A 20,840-nucleotide genomic window follows, 5' to 3' on the forward strand; every position below is an offset into this window, starting at 1 on the left:
AAGCAAAAGCCCGCCATGGGGCGGGCTCTCGCATCGGGCCGCGAACGGTGTCAGGGCAAGTCGAACACCAGCACCTCGGCGCCATCGCCGCCGGACAGCGCGACCTCGGCCACGTCTTCCAGCCTGGCCGCGTCGCCGGCCTCGAGCGCCTTGCCATTGACCGTGACCCGGCCGCGCGCCACGTGTACATAGGCGCGGCGGCCCGGCGCCAGCGCCAGCGTGGCGGCTTCGTCGCCGTCGAACAGGCCGGCGTAGAGCCGGATGTCCTGGTGTACCAGCACCGAGCCGTCGGCGCCGTCAGAGCTGGCCACCAGGCGCAGCTTGCCGCGCTTGTCGGCCGCGTCGAAGTGCTTTTCCTCGTAGCCGGGGTCGATGCCGTTCTCGGCCGGCACGATCCAGATCTGCAGGAAGTGGGTGGTGTCGTGCGCGGCGTGGTTGTACTCCGAATGGCGCACGCCGGTGCCGGCGCTCATGCGCTGCACGTCGCCCGGGCGGATCACGCTGCCGTTGCCCATGCTGTCCTTGTGCGCCAGCTCGCCTTCGAGCACGTAGCTGATGATTTCCATGTCGCGGTGGCCATGGGTGCCAAAGCCCATGCCCGGTGCGACGCGGTCTTCATTGATCACGCGCAGCGGCCCGAACTGCACATGCTGCGGGTCGTAGTAGTCGGCGAATGAGAACGAATGATAGGACTTCAGCCAGCCGTGATCGGCGTAACCACGCTCTGCGGACTTTCTGATTTCAATCATTTTGATGGCCCTCCTTGAGCCTTTTCGCCGACAGCACCGTCTGGAGAACCGTGTTGCGGCATGCGTTTTCGCTTTGGATGCTAGGCAGTTTAGGCCTTCAGGCGTATATTTACGGGGATCACCTTAGAAGCAGTCATTCAGAATTTCTGAACATGGCCCTGTCACTAGAATCCCTCGAAGTCCTCGACGCCATCGAACGGAAGGGCAGCTTTGCCGCCGCCGCCCACGAGATGGGCAAGGTCCCCTCCGCGCTGACCTACGTGGTGCGCAAGCTGGAAGAAGACCTCGACGTGCTGCTGTTCGACCGGCGCCGCCATCGCGCCGAGCTGACGCCCGCCGGCCGCGCCCTGCTCGACGAGGGCCGCCACCTGCTGCACGCCGCCGACGACCTGGCGCGGCGCGTCAAGCGCCTGGCCACCGGCTGGGAGGCCACCCTCACCATCGTGGTCGACGACCTGATCAACTTCCGCGCGCTGCTGCCGGTGATCCACGACTTCTACGCCGAAAACACCGCGACCCGGCTGCGCTTTTCCAAGGAAGTGCTGGGCGGCGCGTGGGACGCGCTGGTCAGCAACCGCGCCGACCTGGTGATCGGCGGCGCCTACGACGCGCCCAGCACGCAGGGCTTCCAGATCCGGCCGCTGGGGTCGGTGCCCTTTGTCTTCGCCGTGGCCGCGCACCACCCGCTCGCCACCGAGGAAGGCCCGCTCACCACGATCCAGATCGCCAAACACCGCATCGTGGCGGTGGGCGACACCTCGCGCAACCTGCCGGCCCGCACCCATGGCGTGCTGGCCGGGCAGGACGTGCTGGTGGTGCCGACCATGCGCGACAAGCTCGAAGCGCAGATCCGCGGCCTCGGCTGCGGCTGGCTGCCTGCGCCGATGGCGCAGCCGCATATCGAAAGCGGCGTGCTGCAGGCGCGCGAAACCGTCGAGGTGCGCGCGCCGGGCAACTTCAAGGTGGCATGGCGCACCAGCAACCGCGGCAAGGCGCTGCAGTGGTGGGCCGGCAAGCTGGAAGACCCGCGCCTGGCGCAGGCGCTGCTGCAGCAACCCGACTTCGCCGGCTGAGGACGGGCCGATGGCAGAGAGGGCTGCAACGGCAGTGCGCAAGAGTGCCGCGGGCGGCTATCGCGGCCGCTTCGCGCCGTCGCCCACCGGGCCCCTGCACATGGGCTCGCTGGTCACCGCGCTGGCGAGCTGGCTGGACGCGCGCGCGCATGGCGGGCAATGGCTGGTGCGCATCGAGGACATCGACACGCCGCGCTGCGTGCGCGACGCGGACCACGACATCCTGCGCACGCTGGAGCGCGTCGGCATGACGCCCGACGAGCCACCGGTGTGGCAGAGCCGGCGCGAGCCGCACTATGCCGAGGCGCTGCGCCGGCTCGATGCCGCGGGGCAGCTCTATCCGTGCGGCTGCTCGCGCAAGGAGATCGCCGATTCGCTGGTGCACGTGCGCGAGCGCCACCAGACCCTCGGCTATCCCGGCACCTGCCGCCACGGGCTGAACGGCAAGCTGCCGCGCGCATGGCGCGTGCGCGTGCCGGACGGCCCTGCCGCCGTCGTGTGCTTCGACGACCGCTGGCAGGGACGCCAGTGCCAGAACCTGGAAACCGAGCTGGGCGACTTCGTGCTGCGCCGCGCCGACGGACTGTGGGCCTACCAGCTGGCGGTAGTGGTCGACGACGGCCTGCAGGGCATCACGCATATCGTGCGCGGCGCCGACCTGCTCGACTCCACGCCGCGGCAGATCCACCTGCAGCACCTGCTGGGCCTGCCCACGCCGGCTTACCTGCACGTGCCGGTGGTGGTGAACCAGGCCGGCGAGAAGCTCAGCAAGCAGAGCGGCGCACAGGCGATCGACACCGGCGCCCCGCTGGACGCGCTGCGCGAGGCTGGCGCGCACCTGGGTCTGTCGAATCCTGCCGGCACGGTCCAGGACTGGCTGGCGCGGGCCACCGACGGCTGGCGCGAGCGGCTCGCCACGCTGCCCCTGCCAGCATCGGTCTAGCCACCGCAAAAAAACAAATGGCCCGCGCAGGCGGGCCATTCATCGAAACGACAATCCGTTCAGGACTTGCGCGGCACACCGCCGAGCAAGGCTGCCACCGGCCGCTTGGGCGCCTGGCGGCCGCGCGTGAGCGCGGCGGCGACTTCGTCGGCGGCCTTGGCCTGCGCCGGGCTGGCGGGGCTGGGCTCATACGGGCGCGAGAAGAACGGGTCGTCCGAAGCGCGGAAGACCTGGCGGTTGGCGCCGTGGTCATGGCGGCGCGGACGGTCTTCGCTGTCGGCGCTGCCGCGCGCGCGGCGCACGTCGCTACGCTCGCGGCGCACGTCGCTACGCTCGCGGCGGCGCTCGCCGTCGGCCTGGCGGGCACGTTCGCCCGTCGGGTCGAAGCCCTCCAGCTTGCCGCGCGGGATGCTGCGCTTGATCAGCTTTTCGATATCGGACAGCAGGCGCTCGTCATTGCCCGGCACGTAGATCGACAGCGCGTCGCCGCTGGCGCCGGCGCGGCCGGTCCGGCCGATGCGGTGCACGTAATCCTCGGCGCTGTACGGCACGTCGAAGTTGATCACGCACGGCATGTCGGGGATGTCGAGCCCGCGCGCCGCCACGTCGGTGGCGACCAGCGCATCGATGGTGCCGCTCTTGAAGCCGTCGAGCGTCTGCATGCGCTCGGTCTGGGTCTTGTCGCCATGGATCGCGGCGGCGTTGATGCCTTCGCGCTCCAGGTGGCGCGCCAGCCGCGAGCAGCCGATCTTGCTGTTGACGAAGACGATGCACTGGCGCGACATGCCCTGCGCGGCGCGCTGCTTGAGCAGGTGCACCACGGCGGCCTGCTTGTGGCCGTCCTCGACCTGGTACACCGCCTGGCGCACGTTCTCGTTGGTCGAGTTGCTGCGTGCCACTTCGATGGTGACCGGCTGCTTCAGGTAGCTGGAGGCCAGCCGCTTGATTTCCGGCGAGAACGTCGCCGAGAACAGCAGCGTCTGGCGCTGCGCCGGCAGCAGGTTGATGATGCGCTGCAGGTCGGGCAGGAAGCCCATGTCGAGCATGCGGTCGGCTTCGTCCAGCACCAGCATCTGCACCTGCGACAGGTTCACCGACTTCTGCTGCACGTGGTCAAGCAGGCGGCCGGGCGTGGCCACCAGGATCTCGACGCCGCGGCGCAGCGCGTCGGTCTGCGGGTTCATGTCGACGCCGCCGAACACCACCGTGCTGCGCAGGTCGGTGTGCTTGGCATAGCGGGCGACGTTGTCGTAGACCTGGTCGGCCAGCTCGCGCGTGGGGGTCAGCATCAGCGCGCGCACCGGGTGGCGCGCCGGCGAAGCGCTGGCATTGGCCAGCGGCAGCAGGCGCTGGATGATCGGCAGCGCGAAGCCGGCGGTCTTGCCGGTGCCGGTCTGCGCGGCGCCCATCACGTCCTTGCCCAGCAGCACGACCGGAATGGCCTGCGCCTGGATCGGCGTGGGAGAGCTGTAGCCCTGCTCGGACAAGGCACGCAGGATGCGCGCGTCCAGGCCGAAGCTGTCGAAGGTCTGCACGGCGGTCGGAACCGCGGTGGTAGGTTCTGGTGCGTTCGTAGTGGTCATGGGTATCGGTATTGGCGGGAGGCGAACCCGGCACAAACGGATACGCGTCTGGAACTCATCTCGCCCTGAATCTCGCCCGGCGCCGGGAGGGTTCCGGCGCGGCCCTGCTGCCTACAGCATTTGGCCAAGAGAATCAAAGACTTAGATTTTAGCACCTCTGCCAGCGCAGTGGGCGGTCCGGCGCGGCCGTGCGGCGGGCGCGACAAGCCGGCGCCAGCGGCGGGCCGGCGCGCGCATTGTCAAGACATTGTCATATCGGCCAAGCAAGATGCCGGCGGCGCGGCGGCCCTGCCCGGACCGCGCGGCTTCTTCACACCGAGACCGACATGGACTTCGAGCTGTTTCGCCAGACCTGCCAGCAATTCCTGCGCACCTCCAGCCAGTTCCTGGGATTGGCCGCGGCCGGCCGCCAGGCCACGCTGCCGATGCCCACGCGGCCCGCCCTGCCGGCGAACCAGCCCCAGAGCCGGCAGCCCGCCTGAACCGCAGCGGGCCGCCGACTCGTCATCCGCACGCTCAGTCGCCGCGGATGCCGTTGTCCTGGATCACCTTGCCCCACTTGCTGTAGTCGGCCTTCATGCGCGCGGCCAGCTGCTCCGGCGGCATATAGGCGGCCACGGTGCCGGCGCCCAGCATCTTCTGCTGCACGGTCGGATCGGCCAGCGCCTTCTTCAGCTCGGCCGACAACGTCGCCACCACTTCCTTGGGCGTGCCGGCCGGCGCCAGCAGCCCGCCCCATGCGGTGGCATCGAAGCCCGGGAAGCCCTGTTCCGCCACCGTCTTGACCTCCGGCGTAAAGCTGACCCGCTTGCCCGAGCCGACCGCGATCGGGCGCAGCTTGCCGGCCTTGATATGCGGCAGCGCCGCGATCATGTCCGAGAACATCATGGGCACCTGGCCGGCCAGCAGGTCGGAGATCGCCGGCGCACTGCCCTTGTAGGGCACGTGCTGCACGTCGAAGTGGCCCAGGTTCTTCAGCAGCTCGGTCGACAGGTGGCCGAAGCTGCCGTTGCCGGCGCTGGTGTAGTTGAGCGCGCCCGGCCTGGCCTTGGCCTTGGCGATGTATTGCTGCAGGCTGGTCACGTCCGGCATCGCCTGGGGATTGACCACCATCACGATCGGCAGGTCATAGGCCGCGCCGATCGGCGTGAAGTCCTTGAAGAGGTCATAGCCCTTGCGGTTGATCAGGTGCGGCGCCAGCAGCGTGGGCGTGGCCAGCACCAGCAGCGTGTAGCCGTCGGCGGGGCTCTTGGCGACGTTTTCGGCGCCGATGGTGCCGGAGGCGCCGGGGCGGTTGTCTACCACCACCGGCTGCTTCAGCGTCTCGCTCATCTTCTGGCCGATGATGCGCGCGGCGGTGTCGGTCGGGCCGCCCGGCGGGAACGGCACCACCAGCCGGATCGGCTTGCTGGGGTAGGTCTCGGCGAAAGCCGGTGCGGCGGCGAGCGGCAGCGTGGCGCTCAGGAGCACGGCGCCGAGGCGGCGCTGGAAGGTACGGCGGCTGGTGTTCTGCATGGTGTAACTGTGTCCTCCAGTGTATCGCGGTGAATCAGGATCGGTTTTCTGGTGCGGCGGCGGTTACAGGCGCATGGTGCCGGCCTGGAACAGCCGTGCATCCATCTGGCGCAGGTCGGGCGCCACCGCCACCGGCGTGGCGCACTGGTCGAGCACATCGCGCTGCAAGTCGACGCCGGGAGCGATCTCGACCAGCGTGAGGCGCGCTTCGCCGCCCTCACTGTCCTCACTGGGGCGCATCTCGAACACCGCGCGTTCGGTGATGTACACCACCGGGATGCCCAGCGATGCCACGTAGGGGCCGTTGAAGCTCAGGTGCGACACCTCCGGCACGATCTTCTTTACGCGGCCTTCGCGAACGATCTCCAGGCTCCCGTCGCCTGCCCGCACTTCCAGCCCGCCCGCCGTCAGCGTGCCCATGAACACCACCGCGCGCGCGCTCTGGGTGATGTTGATGAAGCCGCCGACGCCGGCAATCAGCGCGCCCTCGCCTTCGCCGAACTTGCTGACGTTGACGTTGCCCTGGCCATCGAGTTCGGCCAGGCCGAGGATCGCCAGGTCGATGCCGCCGCCTTCGTAGAAATCGAACTGCGCGGGCTGGTCCACCACCGCCTCCGGGTAGGCCGAGGCACCGAAGCTGAGGCCATCCGCGGGCGTGCCGCCGATGGGGCCGGCTTCGACCGTCAGCGTGAAGCCGTCCAGCCCGGCCTGGTGCGCGAGCGTGCCCACCGCGGCCGGCATGCCGACCCCGAGGTTGACCACGCGCGGCGCGCGCCGCGCCAGTTCCATCACCGCGCGGCGCTGCACGATGGTGCGCGCGTCGAGCGGCCCGGCCTCGGGCGCCGGAGCGGCGGCATCGGCGGCAGCGCCTTCGCCTTGCCACGGCGTGACGTAGGCTGGGTTGAAGGCCTCCGCGAACGTCATCTGGTGGTTGGCGGGGTTGTCGCAGACCACCACGTAGTCGACGAGGATGCCGGGCACGTGGATGGCCTGCAGGATTTCGTGGTGATCGACCAGGCTTTCGACCTGCGCGATCACGATGCCGCCCGAGTTGTGTGCCGCCTGCGCCAGCGCCAGCAATTCATGGTGGAAGGCTTCGCGATGGGTGCTGAGGTTGCCGCGCGCGTCGGCGGCGGTGCAGCGGATCAGCGCGCAGTCGATCGGGAAGCTGGGGTAGAACAGGTATTCGTCGCCGCGGAACTCGACCGCATCGACCCAGCATGCCTTGCCTTCGGCAATGGCGCGGCGCGCGCGCTGGTTGACGGCGCCGCCGTGGTAGCGCGCGTCCTGCGCGGTGCGCGGGTCGACAAAGGTGTGCAGGCCGATCTTGGTCATCACGCCGGGCTTGCCGCCGGCAATGGCGCGATACAGGTGCGTCAGCACGCCCTGCGGCAGGTTGTAGCCCTCGCACTGCTCGGCCATCGCCAGCGTGGCCAGCCGAGTGGCCGAACGCCAGTGGCCGCCCACCACGGTGGCAGTCATGCCGGCATTGCCGAAATGATTCACGCCGCGCGCGCCGCGGTCGCCCTGCCCGGCCGAGTACACCAGCGTCAGGTCGCGCGGCAGGCCGCTCTGCAGGAAGCGCTGCTCCAGCGCCTCGGTCACGGCCTCGGCATGGCCGGCGCCGACAAAGCCTGCGCTGGCCACGGTCCAGCCATCCTGCACCAGCGCCGCCGCTTCACGCGCGGTGATTACCTTCATTGCTGTCTCCGGTTTTCGTCGTGCCGTCCCGCATCGCAGGCGGCACGCTTTCCGTGAATTCGTTTTTGCGAACTTCGTTTTGCGAACATTTGTTCGGAAAACGCTATCATACGGAGATGCTGCCGGTCGGCGCAAGCCCTCCTCAAAGGCACCGATCCGCACGTGCCTGATCGTTCATCTCACGACCGCTCCCTCACAGACCCTCTATGCCGCAAGCCGAAACCGCCAAGAAGGAAGAACTGCTGGAATCGCTGAGCAAGGGCCTGGCGCTGCTGCGCCTGCTGGGCGCGGGCGCGGAGCGCCTGACCATGCAGGAGGTCGCCGACCAGCTCGACGTGACCCGCGCCGCCGCGCGCCGGCTGCTGCTGACGCTGGAGCACAACGGCTACGTGGCGCAGGACGGCCGCCACTTTGCGCTGACGCCGCGGGTGATGGAGCTGGGCTACGCCTACTTTGCCTCGATGAGCCTGCCGCAGATGGCGCGGCCCTACCTGCAGCAGCTTTGCGAGACCCTGGGCGAAAGCTGCTCGCTGGGCGTGCTCGATGCCGAATCGGTGGTGCTGGTGGCGCGCGAGGAGCCGCGCCAGCTGCTGCGCGTGGACATGGCGCTGGGACGGCGGATGCCGGCCTATGCGCACTCGCTGGGGCGGGTGCTGCTGGCCGGCCTGGACGACAGCGCGCTGCAGGCCTACCTGGCCGGCGCGACGCTGCGCAAGCTGACGCCGTTCACGGTCAGCTCGCGCACCACGCTGGCGCGCACGCTGCGCCAGGTGCGCGCCGACGGCTACTGCGTGCTGGTCAGCGAACTGGTCGACGGCTACGCAGGGATCTCGGTGCCGCTGCGCGACCAGGACGGCAAGGTGGTGGCCGGTCTGGGCTTCAGCATGGTACTGGGCAGCCGCGACCGTGCCCACCTGGAAGCGCGCTTCCTGGCGCCGCTGCGCGAGGCCGCGGCCCGCATCGAAGCCATCCTGCAGGCGCGCTGAGCCGCGCGGGGCCCATGTAGAAAAGCCCCGCGTGCCGGGGAGGCAGCGGGGCTCAAGCGGTAGCGGGGCAATCGGTTCGACCACCCACGCCGTCGATCTTGGCGCATCGCGCCGACTGGGGCATCCCCCGAATGTGGGCCATTGCATGGGCCGTGGCTGGCAGGCCGCAGGCGCGCCCTGCAAAGCCAGTCAATCATGGCCCTGTCACACGCTTGTAGGAATCCGGGTTTTCGCCGAGCGGGTTTTCGCCAGCTTCCGGTAGGCGGCAGGATGCGGTCTACTGGTCTCACATCGACGCCCCTGGCACCGCCACAAGCCGGATTGCCACCGCCGATGGTGCTGTAAAACTAGTCCAATGACCGGGAGACAGACCATGGTGACGAAGAAAGAAGAGGCTTTCGTACTGAAGAACCTTCTCGCCCTTGCCGCAGTGGAAACCCTGGGCGGCGCGATCGCCCTGGGCATGGTCTTCCACCTGATCTGAGCCGTCGGCCCGGGCGCGGCCGCAGCGGCGCCCGGCCCGATCAAGCCTCGACAATCACCTCGAAGCCGCCGAAGATCATCCGCTGCCCGTCGAACGGCATCGGATCCATGCCCTCCTTCAGCCGCGGGTCCGCCATCGCCGCCTTCATGCCGGTGTCGCGCTTCTCGCGCGACGGCCACAGGATCCACGAGAACACCACCGCTTCATCGTCCTTGCGCTGGACTGCCATCGTAAAGGACGTGACCTTGCCTTCCGGCACATCGTCGCCCCAGCATTCCACCACCTGTAATGCGCCGTATTCCTTGAACACGGCAGCGGCCTTTTGCGCCACCTCGCGATAGCGGTCGCGGTTGGCCTGGGGAACAGCGAGCACAAAGCCATCGATATAGGACATGGGCATCCTCCTGGGGTCTGGGTAATGGGTCGCGTCCGCCCGGACGCGAAGACGTCTGACTACCATAGTCGATCGCGACAGGCGCGGCGCGCATGTGCTGCGCGCGCGCTCCACCTCGCCTACCATGGGGTCGCGCAAGCGCCGCCGCGGCCACTGCCCCGGGCGGCCTGCGCAGTAACCGGAGACCCCCGCATGACCCGAATCACCGATCCGTCCGGCGCCGAACTGTCGCCGCTTGACCTGGAACTGCTGCGCCAGTCGATTGCGCTGTCCGGCCAGTCCCGGGCCCGCGGCCGCCATCCGTTCGCCGCGCTGGTGGCCGACGCGGACGGCAACGTCATCGCCAGCGCCGGCAACAATTCGATGCCGCCCGAGGGCGACCCGACCCAGCATGCCGAGCTGGTCGCCGCCGCGCAGGCCGCGCGCGCGCTGCCGCCCGAACGGCTTGGCGGTTGCACGCTGTACACCAGCGCGGAGCCGTGCTGCATGTGCGCGGGCGCGGTCTACTGGACCGGCATCGGGCGCGTGGTCTATGCGCTGTCGGAACACAAGCTGCTGGGGCTGACCGGCGACCACCCGGAGAACCCGACCTTCTCGCTGCCATGCCGCGAAGTGTTTGCGCGCGGCCAGCGCAGGGTCGAGGTGGTCGGGCCGGTGCTGGAAGACGAAGCCGCGGCACCGCACGCGGGCTTCTGGCAGTAGCGCGGTATCCGCCGTCTGCCATCCGCCTCCCCGGCGGACGGCATCGGGAAGGCATCGGAGCCTGTCATCGCCACTACACGCAGCGACGCCGACCAGCTGCGCCGTGTGGTTCAGCCGTCCAGCGCCGCGCGCTGCCCCGCCGCTTCCGCGACGGCGCGCGATGCGCCGGGTTCGGCCAGCGCCGACTGCAGCCACTGCGTCCAGGCCGGCATCATCGCGGCACTCATTGCCGCAACTTGCGCAGCGCAGGTCTTGCCGGCCTCCTGACAGTCCGTCAACGCGCGCAGCAGCGCCAGGCCGAAATCGTTGCCGTCGCGCGCCTCGCCCACGTCTTCGAGGTAGCGCGCCAGCGCTTCGCGCACGGCGTCTTGATAGCCGGCCATGGCTTGCGATGCGCGCGCGGCAAGATCGGCCTCGATCGCATCCAGGCCGCGCCACGCGTGGGCGACGCCGGCAAGGTCGAGGCGGTCGCGCTGCGCGCGCCACCATTGCGACTGCTGCGCGCCGCGTTGCTCGGCATACCGGTTCAGCACGGCCAGCGTCTGGCGCGACAGCGCACGCGCCGTAGCGGGCTCGGCAGCGCTAAAGGGCGCCTGCGCGAGCGCGGTGGCGGCTTGCAGTTGGCACAGGGCAAGTTCCAGCGCGGTACGGCTGGCGCTTTCCCATTGGGCTTGCAGGATGGACAGCATGGCGGATCTCCTTGCGGGATGGGGCAGTGGATCGGGTGGGACCAGACGGGCGGCGTTCACTGGGACGCCGCGCCGAGCCGGCGGACCATGCGCATGACCGCGGCCATCTGCGGCGCCTCGCGCGAGAAGAAGTCCGGCTGGGCCGGGTCGTCGCTGGTATAGCCCCAGAAATCCCAGCATCCGAGCGGGTTATGGCGCGACGCGCCGACCTGCGGGAACAGCACCACGATGCGGTTGGCTTCGGCACTCTCCAGGTAGCCGGCGCCGCGCACGAAGCGTTCGCCGATGGCGCCCGCGCCCTGCAGGCAGCCATGGAAGGCCACGTGCACGCGGCAAGCCGCGGCATTGCCCTCGGCGGCCGCGCCGCACTCGCGCGGCACGTAGGCATAACCGCTGTCGGCCAGCAGCGCCTTCCCGCCCGGATCGAACGCGCGCTGGTCAAAGCGCAACAGTTCGCCCGTCGGCCGCGCCGCCGGCTTGAGCGCGCCATAGATCCACTGCAGGATCTGCCGCGCCTGCTCGAGCCCGCAGTTGTTGATGTAGGGCGACGCACTGACCGCGCACGCGGCGTCGCCCGCCTGGCTGGTGATGAAGGCATGTCCGGCCGCGACATCGGCCACGTATTGCAGCTGCGACGCCGGTACACCGGCCAGCGTATAGAACCGCCCCACCTGCGCGGCGACGCGCGGCAGCACGGTCTGGTCGCGCGTGCCGGAAAACACGTAGACGCGCTGCCGCGCGAGGTTCTGCACCGGGTCGATGCGGCCGTCGCGGGCAAAGGTGCGTGCCGCGTCCAGCGCCGCCTGCGCATCGGGGCCGGTATCGCCGACCGGCTGCATGCACTGGGTCGCGGCGGCGGTCGCGGGCGGCGTGGGCGCGAACAGGCCGGCGCAGTAGAACGGTCCGCCCGCGACCACGCCGGCGCCGACCATGGTGCCGGAATACGCAACGTGGAACTGCGTGGCCATGAACGCGCCGGACGACAGCCCCGACACCGAGGTCTGCGCCAGGTCCGCGCCCAGCGCGGGCAGTGCCTGCGCGGCGGCGCCCGCGCTGGCGCCGAGCGCGCAGGCTGCGGCGAGTGCCCCGTAGCGGGCGGTTGGCTTGCATCGAATCATGATGGCTCCTGCATGGCGACAGGGATCGGAAAGCCGGGACGCGTCGCGGCCCGCAGCGCGCTGGTCGCCAAGCGGCGGCTGCACGTCCATTGTCCGGAGCCACCACCGCGCCGTGCCATTGGGCAAATGCGGTAGCGCGCCACAGTGTCTATCACCCCTACGCACCGCATGCCTGTTCCTGCGGCAGTTCCAGCCATCCCTTCTGCACGCACAGGAACAGCAAGGCGCAGACATTGCCCGCGCCGGCCTTCTGCAACAGCCGCGCCCGATGCGTGCGCGCGGTCTGGTCGCTGATGCCGAGTGCGCGCGCGATTTCCTTGTCGCTCAGGCCGCGCCCGAGCCATTCCAGATATTCGCGCTCGCGTTGCGAGAATGGATTATCCGCGGCCGGCGACCCGCTTTTTTAAACAGCTCATGCTGGCGCGCGAGATAGTACATGGTCAATTGCGAGGATTTTCGCAATTGCATTTTCGCGAGCAGATGCTCACGGTGCTTGCGGGCCGTGGATACGGAAAATGCGAGACGTGCGGCGATCTCGCGATCGCTCAGGCCGCGGGCAATGCAGGCGAGCACCGTCTCTTCCCGAGTGGTGAGGTTCATGCGGAAGGCTCCATGCGATGGAACGAGTGGTTCCTTCGCAGGAGCGGCAGCCGCGCGTCTATCTGTGCATCAGTGCATCACAGGACCCTTCGTGCAAGGCTAGTGCGGACCTACGAGCGGAACCGGGGACAGCCCGGTCGGGCTCCAGATCACTGCTTTTGTTTTCGAACTCTTGCGGTGTTGCGCCGGCAGGTATTTCGCACTTCCCGACAGTGCGATCCGGAATATCCGGATGCGGGCAGCAGAGGCGAATTCTAGGTGCTGGCTTTTGGATTTAAAAGCCAATTCATGCTGCGCGATTTTTAATTCTGATTGTTGCCCGGCATTATCCACTGCCAATACCGCATTTGCCCAATGGCGGCGGCGCAGCCCGAAAACCAAGAATGATTCCACCTGTCCCGGCGCCGCACCATGCGCGGCAACGCGGCAGGTGCGGCATCTGGCCCGCCTTGCGCGGCCCGCCGCCCGTGTTTCCTCAATCCACGCAGTTACTCGAAGGAGTCGTCATGACCTACCCCATCCACGCCGCCGTCCTGGCGCCGCAAGGTGTACTCGGCAATCTCGTCAGCGGTATCGGCAGCCTGCTGCCGTTCGCCGCGCAGCCGATGCTGGTGCCCCAAAGCGCGATGACCAACGCGGTCGCGCCGGCGGTGCGAGACGGCGTGCAGGCCGTGGTCACGCACTATGTGCACCCGGTGATCGGCCATGCGGCAGGTGCAGCCGCCGGTGCGCTGGCCCAGCATATCCCGTTCCCAGAGCCCGGGCATACCGGCCCGATCGGTACCGCCATCGCGGTGCATGCGCCCGGTTTCATCCAGGCGGCCGGCACCGCCGCGGGCTATCCGACCGCCGCCGTCCATGGCGCCAACATCGTTCGCGAAGGCGCACGCTACCTGCCGTTTTCCGCCATGCCCGCGGTCACGCTGGCACCGCAGGGCGTGTTCGGCTCGCTGATCGGCGCCGTGGCGCCGACGCTGGGCCATGCCGTCGGCGGCCTGCTGGGCAATGCCAACGTGGGCCAGCAGATCGGCACCGTGGCCGGCCACCTCGGCGGCCTGCTGCCGTTCTCGGCCCAGCCGCAGGTTGCGCTGGCACCGCAGGGCGTGTTCGGTTCGCTGATCGGCGCCGTGGCGCCGACGCTGGGCCATGCCGTCGGCGGCCTGCTGGGCAATGCCGGCGTGGGCCAGCAGATCGGCACCGTGGCAGGCCACCTCGGCGGCCTGCTGCCGTTCTCGGCCCAGCCGCAAGTGGTCTACGCATGAGCCCGCGCGGATAAGGTCTGCGCATCAACCCGGGGCGCCTGGCGGCGCCTCGCCGCGGGCCCGCGCCACGGCGCCGGCCTGCCCGCATCGATCACGCGCGCCCGCTGGCGCCGCGGTGGAGAAAGCAAATGGAACGAGACAAGAAAGGCGAGGCCGCGCGCGCCGGCAGCGGCGATGCGGTGGCGCTGGAGGCCGGCCGCAAGCAGTACCTGATCGCGCCGCGGCGCCATGCGCTGGCCCAGCAGGCGGGCGTAACGCCGATGTCGGCCGGGGAACTGCACAGCACGGTGACGCAGCTGCCAGGCGTTGAAGTGGTGCAGGTGGTCGAAGGGCACAAGAACACGCACCTGCATTCGGTACGCCCCGACGAGGCCGCCCATACCTATGTGGTCAAGCTCGACGCCGCGCACGCGCAGATGCTGCAGGCCACGGCGCCGCCGCACATGATCGTCGAGGAGGACCATCCGCTCGGCTATGGCCGCAAGGCCGAACTCGAGACCTCCGACCGGCTGCATCCGCAATCGGCGTTCGACGGCCCGGTCTCGCGCGAGGTGCGGGTGCGGGTGCTGGGCACCGGCGACACGCCGCTGCCGGGCGTGGCGATCACGCTGGCCGGCGACGGCTTCCCCGCGACCGCCACCACCGACGCCAGCGGCGAAGCGACGCTGACGCTGGTGCAGCAGCAGCCCGGGCCGGCGCGTTCGCTGTTCGTGCGGCCGCTGAGCGGCTACTGGAACAAGTACCTGCTGTCGCCCAATGTGGTGTCGGGCCAGCCTAACGTGATACGCGTGACACCGTTGTCGCAGCCGAATCCCGACGTGCCGCCGCACGGCCGCTTTGGCTGGGGCCAGCGGCTGATGGGGCTGGACCGGCTCACGCGCAGCTTCGGTGGCCGCGGCGTGCGCGTGGCGGTGGTCGATTCGGGCGCCGACGCGGCGCACCCGCTGCTGGCGCATATTCGCCATGGTATCGACCTGACTGGCACCGGCGCCAGCGACACCTGGCGCCTCGACACCATCGGCCATGGCTCGCACTGCGCCGGCGTGATCGGCGCCCGGCCGCGGCCGGCCGAACCGGGCGGCGCCACCGCGCAGGCCCAAGCCCAGGCCACCATGCTCGGCTTCGCGCCCGAGGCCGAAATGCATGCGCTCAAGATCTTTCCGGGCGGGCAGTTCAGCACGCTGCTGCGGGCGCTCGACTACTGCATCGACCACGACATCGACGTGGTCAACCTGAGCCTGGGCGCAGCGCAGCCTTCGCAGGCGGTGGAACAGAAACTGATCGAAGCGGTGCACAGCGGCGTGGCCTGCATCGTCGCGGCCGGCAACTCGGGCGGGCCGGTGCAGTACCCGGCGGCATCGCAGTCGGTGCTGGCGGTCTCGGCGCTAGGCCTGCAGAGCGAACTGCCGCACGACGTGTGGGAACGTACCCAGGTGGTGCAGCACGCAGCCACGCGCGCCGGCTTGTTCGCGCCGACGTTCTCGTGCTTCGGTCCGCAGATCGCGGTATGCGGCCCGGGCGTGGGCATCATCTCGACGGTGCCTGGCGCCGCCTTCATGCCCGACTCCGGCACCTCGATGGCCGCGCCGCATATCGCCGGGCTGGCCGCGCTGCTGCTGTCCGATCCGCAGCTGGCGGCCTGGATGGGCCCGCGCGGACCGCGCCGCGTCGCGGCGCTGTTCCAGCTGATCCGCGCCATCAGTTCGCCGATCGTGGCACACGACCCCGAGAACCGCTTCGGCGGCGGCCTGCCGCAGCTGCAGAACCTGCAGCGTCTGCTCGGCCGGCCGCTGTAGCGCCTCCCGCTGCGCGGGCAACGCGGCCCGGGCCACCGGGCCGCCCTCTTCCTTCCCCACATCATGCGCACGCTCGACTTCACCGCCGCGCCGCTACGGCGCGCCGCCGCCGCGGCCAATGCCGGCGCCGCCAATTCCGCCGCGGCCACGCCGCCGGCACTGGCCCCGGCCAAGGCCCTCCAGTTGCCGCTCGACGCGCAGCTGCGCCGCGAATGCGAGGCCATGGCCAGCCATGCGCTGCGCCTGGGCCTGCCGATGCCGGGCGGCTGGACCATGCTGCTCGTCTGCGATCACCAGGCAGCCGCGGCCGGCGTGGCCGTGCCCGCATCGCTGCCGCCGGCGGGTGCGGGCCTTGCCGTGCAGCAGCTCGCGCAACTGCACCACGACCTGGCCGGCGCGATCGCGCCGGCGACGCCGCAATGCATCACGCTGCTCGACGACGAACGCCGCCGCACCCATCCGCTGGCGTTCCTGGGGCCGGTGCCGCTGGTGCGCGCATTGACCGGCACCGCGGTGTGCTGCCTGCTGGCGGTAGTGCTGACCGGCTTGCCGGCCGAGGTATCGATGGACAACATGCGCTCCGGCATCCTGGCCTCGTCGGGCCGCACGCTGCTATTCAACATGCTGTTCCTGCTGTTCTGCGCCGGGCTGGGGGCCTCGTTTGCCTCGCTGTTCCAGGTGCACGGCTATATCGCCAAGGGCACCTATGACCCCAAGTACGACGCCGCCTATGCCGCGCAACTGATCCTTGGCGTCATGTCCGGCCTGATCCTGGTCGAGATGCTGCCGCCGCAGCTGTTCGACTCGGCCGGCATGCGCAGCTTCGGCAAGCCGGCCTTGTCGATGCTGGGCGGCTTCTCCGCGACCGCGGTGCATCGGCTGCTGCAGCGCATCGTCGAGATCGTCGAAACTGCGGTGCGCGGCAACGCACCGCGCGAGCCGCGCAAGGAGTAGGCCATGCTGTTCCTCTACAGCCTGCCCAGCACCGGCATGGCCGCGATCGTGGTCTCGGCCATCGTCGCGGTGGTGCTGGCCGGCTATGCGGTGGCACGCCGCTTCGCGCTGATCGAGCTCGATGCCGAGCAGCGCGCGATGGCGGTGTCGATGGTCTCGATCATCACCACCATCAACTCGCTGCTGGTGGCCTTTGCCGCGATCAACGTCTGGGACACCTACAACGCCGCCGACCGCACCGTCGCGGCGGAAGCCACCGCGGCCGGCGAACTCGCGCGCGACCTGGCCGCATTCGACAGCAGCGCCGCCGACGCCGCCGCCGCGGCCTTGCGTGCCTACCTGGTGATGGTGGTGCACGACGAATGGCCGCGCATGCAGCGCCAGGGCAAGCCCGATCCGCGCACCGAACAGCGCTTTGACACGATGTTCGACCTGGCCAACCGGATCCGTCCGCTTGACAGCCGCCAGACCGTGCTGCTGGGCGAGGTGCTGATGCGCGTCAACGAGATGGTCAAGTACCGCCAACAACGGATCCTGACGCTGCACGCGGCGATGCCGAACACCTTGTGGGGCGTGATCGTGATCGTCAGCGCGCTGTCGTTCGCGCTGCTGTACGTGCTGCCGGCCACGCCCTTCAACCTGGCGCTGATCACCGCATGGGCCATCACCATCGGCCTGGCGTTTTTCTTCCTCCTGGCGGTCGACCGGCCGTTCGCCGGCGAATTCAGCGTCAGCGCCGAGCCGCTGCAGCACACCATCGACACCCTGGTGGCCAATGGCACGTGGCCGGCGCCCTAGGCCGCACCGCAAGGCAATGTCAACCACAACTAGGAGACCCGCAACATGCAGATCACACCGGAACAATTCCGTGCCGCCACCGGGCTCAGCGAGCCGCAATGCGCGCGCTGGTTCCCGCGCCTGAGCGAAGCGATGCAGGCGTACGACATCACCGGCGCGGCGCGCATCGCCGCGTTCCTGGCGCAGACCGGGCATGAGTCGCTGGGCTACCAGTTCACGCATGAGCTGTGGGGGCCGACGCCGGCGCAGGCGCTGTACGAACCGCCATCGCGCAAGGCCATGGCGCTCGGCAACGTGCGGCCGGGCGACGGCAAGCGCTTCCGTGGCCGCGGCCTGATCCAGATCACCGGCCGCGCCAACTACGCAGTGTGCGGCGCCGCCCTCGGCGCCGACCTGACCGCCGCGCCGGAGCTGCTCGAACAGGACGGCTGGGCCGCGCGCTCGGCGGCATGGTGGTGGCGCGCCCACGGCTGCAACGCGCTGGCCGACAGCGGCGACTTCATCGGGCTGACGCGGCGCATCAACGGCGGGACCAACGGACTGGAAGACCGGATGCGGCGCTGGAAAGTCGCCACCGCGGCGCTGGGCTGAGGGTGGCACGGCACCATGAAAAAAGGGGCTACGGCATTTACCGTAACCCCATTTCACTGCATTGGTGGGCCTCCCGTGAGTCGAACACGGCACCAACGGATTATGAGTCCGCTGCTCTAACCAGGCATGAGCTAGAGGCCCTTGGAAGCGTTTAGTTGCCTTCCAGGAAACTCTTCAGCTTGTCCGAGCGGCTCGGATGGCGCAGCTTGCGCAGTGCCTTGGCTTCGATCTGGCGGATCCGTTCACGCGTGACGTCGAACTGCTTGCCGACCTCTTCCAGCGTGTGGTCGGTGCTCATTTCGATGCCGAAGCGCATGCGCAGCACCTTGGCTTCGCGCGGCGTCAGCGAGTCCAGCACGTCCTTGACCACATCGCGCATGGAGCCGTGCAGCGCCGCTTCGGCCGGTGCCAGCGTGTTGGTGTCCTCGATGAAGTCGCCCAGATGGGAGTCGTCGTCGTCACCGATCGGCGTTTCCATGGAGATCGGCTCCTTGGCGATCTTCATGATCTTGCGGATCTTGTCTTCCGGCATCTCCATCTTCTCGGCCAGCGTTGCCGGATCCGGCTCGTTGCCGGTTTCCTGCAGGATCTGGCGCGAGATGCGGTTCATCTTGTTGATGGTCTCGATCATGTGCACCGGAATGCGGATGGTGCGCGCCTGGTCGGCGATCGAGCGCGTGATGGCCTGGCGGATCCACCACGTGGCGTAGGTCGAGAACTTGTAGCCGCGACGGTATTCGAACTTGTCCACCGCCTTCATCAGGCCGATATTGCCTTCCTGGATCAGGTCGAGGAACTGCAGGCCGCGGTTGGTGTACTTCTTGGCGATCGAGATCACCAGGCGCAGGTTGGCCTCGGTCATCTCGCGCTTGGCTTCGCGCGCGCGGCGCTCGCCTTCCGACATCTTGCGGTTGACGTCCTTCAGTTCCTTCAGCGGCAGCACCACGCGCGCCTGCAGGTCGATCAGCTTCTGCTGCAGCTCGTGCACGGCCGGCACGTTGCGCTCGACGATGGTGCTGTAGCCCTTGCCGTCGGCGACCACGGTGTGGATCCAGTCGAGGTTGGTCTCGTTGCCCGGGAAGCGGGCGACGAAGTCCGCGCGCGGCATGCCGCACTTGTCGACCACGATGTTCAGGATGGCACGCTCGAGCTTGCGCACTTCGTCAACCTGGCCGCGCAGCGTGTCGCACAGGCGCTCGACGTTGCGGGCGGTGAAGCGGATGCCCATCAGCTCGGCCTGGATCGCTTCCTGCGCCTTGACGTAGGGCTTGGACTTGTAGCCTTCCTTCTCGAACGCACGGCGCATCTTGTCGAACTGCTCGGCGATCACGCGGAATTTCTCCAGCGCGTTCTGCTTCAGCTCTTCCAGCTGGCGCGCGGACGCGGCGGCGCCGGCGCCGCCTTCGTCGTCATCGTCCTCGTCGCCTTCTTCTTCGTCGTCGGACTCGAGGTCCTCGTCGTCGGCCGCTGCGGCCTGGGCCGAGGGGGATTCCGGGGTTTCATCGGCGTTCGGGTCGATCAGGCCGTCGACGAACTCGTCGATCTTGATCTCGTCGTTGGCCACGCGCTCGGCGTGGGCCAGGATCTCGGAGATGGTGACCGGACACGCCGAGATCGCCATCACCATGTCCTTCAGGCCGGCCTCGATGCGCTTGGCGATCTCGATTTCGCCTTCACGCGTCAGCAGCTCGACCGTGCCCATCTCGCGCATGTACATGCGCACCGGGTCGGTGGTGCGGCCGAACTCGGAGTCGACCGTGGACAGGGCCGCCTCGGCCTCTTCCTCGGCTTCTTCCTCGCTGGTGGCGGACGGGGCATTGTCGTTGAGCAGCAGCGTCTCGGCATCCGGCGCCTGTTCGTAGACGGCGATGCCGATGTCGTTCAGCGTGGCGACCAGCGTGTCGATCGTTTCCGAATCGACCATGTCGTCCGGCAGGTGATCGTTGATTTCCGCGTAGGTCAGGTAGCCGCGCGACTTGCCCAGCTTGATCAGCGCCTTGAGCTTCTGGCGACGCAGCTCGAGCTCTTCCTCGGTGCCTTGCTGGGTCGAGGCGAACTCCTTGAGCAGGGCCTTTTCCTTGGCCTTGCGGTCCTTGGCCTTCTGCTTTTCGGTCTTCGGCGCCGCCGGGGTTGCCGGCGCGCGCGTATCGTTCTCGTAAAACTCTTCGGTCACGTCGTCTGTTGTGCTGTCGTCGTGCTGCATCTCGGCCTTGGGCTTGCGGCCACGCTTTTTCGGCTCCGGCTTGATTGCCGGCGCAGCGGGACGCTCGGATGCAACGGATGCAGGTGTCGCGGCACGCGCCTTGGCGGCCGTCGCGGCCGCGCCTTGCTTGGCGCCTCCGCTCTTGGCGCCGGCGGCTGCCGCTCGCTTGCTCTCGACTTCGGTATTCTGCTGTTTCGCCACGGTGATACTCTTGCCTTTCACTGGTGCAGATGCTGCTGCAGATGCGGCGACCTTGCCGCTCGTACTGGCGCTCTTGCCGCTCTCGCGTGCCGAAGTCGAGGCCTTTGTCTTTTCGGATGTGCGGGTTCTGGTGGGAGTCGTCACGGCGGGCGCTTGCGCGCGGCGCACGGACTTTGATGGCGCAGACCGGGCTGGCGTCTTGACGGTCGCGGTCGATGTCTTCGCCGCCGTGGTTTTCACAGACGCCTTGCCGCTCCCTGATTGGGGAGCTTTAGAGGTAACCCTTTCGGTTGCTTTGGCCTTTGCCATTGGCACGCTCACTTTCACCAGAACTGGAGAGAAAGATTTCGCAATCCAAACCGGCTATTGTAGCACGCCACGCATAGCCGGCTCCCTGTCAGGTGAGGTTTTCACCTGAAAAATCAAGGCTTAAGCTCGGCGCGGCCGGGCCCGGTCCCTGATCCACTGCTTGTCCAACGCTTGTTGCCGCCTCCCGGT

22 protein-coding genes and 1 tRNA gene are annotated in these 20,840 nt (G+C 68.7%); 11 read left to right on the forward strand and 12 right to left on the reverse strand.

The annotated features are described in order from the left end of the window. Positions 1 to 50: 50 nt before the first annotated feature. Positions 51 to 749 (reverse strand): pirin family protein, encoded by a 699-nt coding sequence (locus ACEI37_RS22300; RefSeq protein ID WP_373378190.1) that lies wholly within the window; start codon positions 747 to 749, stop codon positions 51 to 53. 152 nt (positions 750 to 901) lie between these two features. On the opposite strand from ACEI37_RS22300, the gene ACEI37_RS22305 reads away from it, so the two are divergent. Next, on the forward strand, positions 902 to 1,822 hold the full coding sequence (locus ACEI37_RS22305; protein ID WP_111521403.1) for a LysR family transcriptional regulator: 921 nt from the start codon (positions 902 to 904) through the stop codon (positions 1,820 to 1,822). A 10-nt stretch (positions 1,823 to 1,832) separates the two neighbouring features. After that, positions 1,833 to 2,765, forward strand: coding sequence for a tRNA glutamyl-Q(34) synthetase GluQRS (gene gluQRS, locus ACEI37_RS22310; protein WP_373378191.1), 933 nt, complete (start codon positions 1,833 to 1,835; stop codon positions 2,763 to 2,765). 59 nt (positions 2,766 to 2,824) lie between these two features. On the opposite strand, the gene ACEI37_RS22315 is transcribed toward gluQRS, so the two are convergent. Then, positions 2,825 to 4,348, reverse strand: a complete 1,524-nt coding sequence (locus ACEI37_RS22315) for a DEAD/DEAH box helicase (protein WP_373378192.1) — start codon at positions 4,346 to 4,348, stop codon at positions 2,825 to 2,827. A 326-nt stretch (positions 4,349 to 4,674) separates the two neighbouring features. Here ACEI37_RS22315 and ACEI37_RS22320 point away from each other — a divergent pair, with 326 nt between their 5' ends. Further along, positions 4,675 to 4,830, forward strand: a complete 156-nt coding sequence (locus ACEI37_RS22320) for a hypothetical protein (RefSeq protein ID WP_373378193.1) — start codon at positions 4,675 to 4,677, stop codon at positions 4,828 to 4,830. A 34-nt stretch (positions 4,831 to 4,864) separates the two neighbouring features. Here the strand turns inward: ACEI37_RS22320 and ACEI37_RS22325 are convergent, their stop codons facing one another. Both ACEI37_RS22325 and ACEI37_RS22330 read right to left on the reverse strand, forming a co-directional pair. Next, positions 4,865 to 5,863: a Bug family tripartite tricarboxylate transporter substrate binding protein gene (locus tag ACEI37_RS22325; RefSeq protein ID WP_373378194.1), complete on the reverse strand. Its 999-nt coding sequence runs from the start codon at positions 5,861 to 5,863 to the stop codon at positions 4,865 to 4,867. A 63-nt stretch (positions 5,864 to 5,926) separates the two neighbouring features. Further along, positions 5,927 to 7,564, reverse strand: a complete 1,638-nt coding sequence (locus ACEI37_RS22330; RefSeq protein ID WP_373378195.1) for an acyl CoA:acetate/3-ketoacid CoA transferase — start codon at positions 7,562 to 7,564, stop codon at positions 5,927 to 5,929. 206 nt (positions 7,565 to 7,770) lie between these two features. Here ACEI37_RS22330 and ACEI37_RS22335 point away from each other — a divergent pair, with 206 nt between their 5' ends. Further along, complete coding sequence (locus ACEI37_RS22335; protein ID WP_373378196.1) at positions 7,771 to 8,550, forward strand: IclR family transcriptional regulator C-terminal domain-containing protein; 780 nt, start codon at positions 7,771 to 7,773, stop codon at positions 8,548 to 8,550. A gap of 524 nt (positions 8,551 to 9,074) precedes the next feature. Here the strand turns inward: ACEI37_RS22335 and ACEI37_RS22340 are convergent. After that, positions 9,075 to 9,428 carry a DUF1428 domain-containing protein gene (locus tag ACEI37_RS22340; RefSeq protein ID WP_373378197.1) on the reverse strand — a complete coding sequence of 118 codons (354 nt, stop codon included), beginning with the start codon at positions 9,426 to 9,428 and terminating at the stop codon, positions 9,075 to 9,077. 192 nt (positions 9,429 to 9,620) lie between these two features. Here ACEI37_RS22340 and ACEI37_RS22345 point away from each other — a divergent pair, with 192 nt between their 5' ends. Further along, positions 9,621 to 10,130 carry a nucleoside deaminase gene (locus ACEI37_RS22345; protein WP_373378198.1) on the forward strand — a complete coding sequence of 170 codons (510 nt, stop codon included), beginning with the start codon at positions 9,621 to 9,623 and terminating at the stop codon, positions 10,128 to 10,130. 110 nt (positions 10,131 to 10,240) lie between these two features. On the opposite strand, the gene ACEI37_RS22350 is transcribed toward ACEI37_RS22345, so the two are convergent. From ACEI37_RS22350 to ACEI37_RS22370, 5 genes are all read right to left on the reverse strand, one after another. Next, positions 10,241 to 10,819 (reverse strand): hypothetical protein, encoded by a 579-nt coding sequence (locus ACEI37_RS22350; protein WP_373378199.1) that lies wholly within the window; start codon positions 10,817 to 10,819, stop codon positions 10,241 to 10,243. Positions 10,820 to 10,875: 56 nt separating this feature from the next. Continuing rightward, on the reverse strand, positions 10,876 to 11,937 hold the full coding sequence (locus ACEI37_RS22355; protein WP_373378200.1) for a poly(3-hydroxybutyrate) depolymerase: 1,062 nt from the start codon (positions 11,935 to 11,937) through the stop codon (positions 10,876 to 10,878). A 157-nt stretch (positions 11,938 to 12,094) separates the two neighbouring features. Next, positions 12,095 to 12,286 (reverse strand): response regulator transcription factor, encoded by a 192-nt coding sequence (locus ACEI37_RS22360; protein ID WP_373380300.1) that lies wholly within the window; start codon positions 12,284 to 12,286, stop codon positions 12,095 to 12,097. Next, the gene (locus tag ACEI37_RS22365; RefSeq protein WP_373378201.1) at positions 12,262 to 12,537 is read right to left on the reverse strand and encodes a response regulator transcription factor; all 276 of its coding nucleotides are present in this window, start codon (positions 12,535 to 12,537) and stop codon (positions 12,262 to 12,264) included. Before ACEI37_RS22365 ends, ACEI37_RS22360 begins: the two co-directional genes overlap by 25 nt. Positions 12,538 to 12,636: 99 nt before the next feature. Then, positions 12,637 to 12,918, reverse strand: coding sequence for a hypothetical protein (locus ACEI37_RS22370; RefSeq protein ID WP_373378202.1), 282 nt, complete (start codon positions 12,916 to 12,918; stop codon positions 12,637 to 12,639). Positions 12,919 to 13,043: 125 nt separating this feature from the next. Between ACEI37_RS22370 and ACEI37_RS22375 the strand changes: the two genes are divergently transcribed. From ACEI37_RS22375 to ACEI37_RS22395, 5 genes are all read left to right on the forward strand, one after another. Then, positions 13,044 to 13,799, forward strand: a complete 756-nt coding sequence (locus ACEI37_RS22375) for a hypothetical protein (protein WP_373378203.1) — start codon at positions 13,044 to 13,046, stop codon at positions 13,797 to 13,799. Between the two features lie 128 nt (positions 13,800 to 13,927). Then, on the forward strand, positions 13,928 to 15,595 hold the full coding sequence (locus ACEI37_RS22380) for a S8 family serine peptidase (protein ID WP_373378204.1): 1,668 nt from the start codon (positions 13,928 to 13,930) through the stop codon (positions 15,593 to 15,595). 63 nt (positions 15,596 to 15,658) lie between these two features. Next, complete coding sequence (locus ACEI37_RS22385) at positions 15,659 to 16,549, forward strand: hypothetical protein (RefSeq protein WP_373378205.1); 891 nt, start codon at positions 15,659 to 15,661, stop codon at positions 16,547 to 16,549. A gap of 3 nt (positions 16,550 to 16,552) precedes the next feature. Continuing rightward, positions 16,553 to 17,347, forward strand: coding sequence for a DUF4239 domain-containing protein (locus ACEI37_RS22390; protein WP_373378206.1), 795 nt, complete (start codon positions 16,553 to 16,555; stop codon positions 17,345 to 17,347). 51 nt (positions 17,348 to 17,398) lie between these two features. Next, complete coding sequence (locus ACEI37_RS22395; protein ID WP_373380301.1) at positions 17,399 to 17,938, forward strand: glycoside hydrolase family 19 protein; 540 nt, start codon at positions 17,399 to 17,401, stop codon at positions 17,936 to 17,938. 62 nt (positions 17,939 to 18,000) lie between these two features. On the opposite strand, the gene ACEI37_RS22400 is transcribed toward ACEI37_RS22395, so the two are convergent. Together ACEI37_RS22400 and rpoD are read right to left on the reverse strand one after the other, a co-directional pair. After that, positions 18,001 to 18,079 (reverse strand) — tRNA-Ile (locus ACEI37_RS22400). 10 nt (positions 18,080 to 18,089) lie between these two features. Further along, entirely contained in the window at positions 18,090 to 20,363 is a 2,274-nt protein-coding gene (rpoD, locus tag ACEI37_RS22405; protein ID WP_373378207.1) for an RNA polymerase sigma factor RpoD, read from the reverse strand. Between rpoD and ACEI37_RS22410 the strand changes: the two genes are divergently transcribed. Next, positions 20,353 to 20,760 carry a hypothetical protein gene (locus ACEI37_RS22410; protein ID WP_231909593.1) on the forward strand — a complete coding sequence of 136 codons (408 nt, stop codon included), beginning with the start codon at positions 20,353 to 20,355 and terminating at the stop codon, positions 20,758 to 20,760. The genes rpoD and ACEI37_RS22410 overlap by 11 nt on opposite strands. Positions 20,761 to 20,840 lie beyond the last annotated feature (80 nt).

Source organism: Cupriavidus nantongensis (assembly GCF_041726985.1).
GTDB classification, from domain to species: domain Bacteria; phylum Pseudomonadota; class Gammaproteobacteria; order Burkholderiales; family Burkholderiaceae; genus Cupriavidus; species Cupriavidus nantongensis_A.

Bases quoted from the DNA above. Each gene is read 5' to 3' on its own strand.
- ACEI37_RS22340 (WP_373378197.1), bottom strand. From the start codon at position 9,428: ATGTCCTATATCGATGGCTTTGTGCTCGCTGTTCCCCAGGCCAACCGC.
- ACEI37_RS22320 (WP_373378193.1), top strand. From the start codon at position 4,675: ATGGACTTCGAGCTGTTTCGCCAGACCTGCCAGCAATTCCTGCGCACC.
- ACEI37_RS22375 (WP_373378203.1), top strand. From the start codon at position 13,044: ATGACCTACCCCATCCACGCCGCCGTCCTGGCGCCGCAAGGTGTACTC.
- ACEI37_RS22300 (WP_373378190.1), bottom strand. From the start codon at position 749: ATGATTGAAATCAGAAAGTCCGCAGAGCGTGGTTACGCCGATCACGGC.
- ACEI37_RS22380 (WP_373378204.1), top strand. From the start codon at position 13,928: ATGGAACGAGACAAGAAAGGCGAGGCCGCGCGCGCCGGCAGCGGCGAT.
- gluQRS (WP_373378191.1), top strand. From the start codon at position 1,833: ATGGCAGAGAGGGCTGCAACGGCAGTGCGCAAGAGTGCCGCGGGCGGC.
- ACEI37_RS22365 (WP_373378201.1), bottom strand. From the start codon at position 12,537: ATGAACCTCACCACTCGGGAAGAGACGGTGCTCGCCTGCATTGCCCGC.
- ACEI37_RS22330 (WP_373378195.1), bottom strand. From the start codon at position 7,564: ATGAAGGTAATCACCGCGCGTGAAGCGGCGGCGCTGGTGCAGGATGGC.
- ACEI37_RS22325 (WP_373378194.1), bottom strand. From the start codon at position 5,863: ATGCAGAACACCAGCCGCCGTACCTTCCAGCGCCGCCTCGGCGCCGTG.
- ACEI37_RS22305 (WP_111521403.1), top strand. From the start codon at position 902: ATGGCCCTGTCACTAGAATCCCTCGAAGTCCTCGACGCCATCGAACGG.
- ACEI37_RS22315 (WP_373378192.1), bottom strand. From the start codon at position 4,348: ATGACCACTACGAACGCACCAGAACCTACCACCGCGGTTCCGACCGCC.
- ACEI37_RS22390 (WP_373378206.1), top strand. From the start codon at position 16,553: ATGCTGTTCCTCTACAGCCTGCCCAGCACCGGCATGGCCGCGATCGTG.
- ACEI37_RS22335 (WP_373378196.1), top strand. From the start codon at position 7,771: ATGCCGCAAGCCGAAACCGCCAAGAAGGAAGAACTGCTGGAATCGCTG.
- ACEI37_RS22345 (WP_373378198.1), top strand. From the start codon at position 9,621: ATGACCCGAATCACCGATCCGTCCGGCGCCGAACTGTCGCCGCTTGAC.
- ACEI37_RS22385 (WP_373378205.1), top strand. From the start codon at position 15,659: ATGCGCACGCTCGACTTCACCGCCGCGCCGCTACGGCGCGCCGCCGCC.
- ACEI37_RS22355 (WP_373378200.1), bottom strand. From the start codon at position 11,937: ATGATTCGATGCAAGCCAACCGCCCGCTACGGGGCACTCGCCGCAGCC.
- ACEI37_RS22350 (WP_373378199.1), bottom strand. From the start codon at position 10,819: ATGCTGTCCATCCTGCAAGCCCAATGGGAAAGCGCCAGCCGTACCGCG.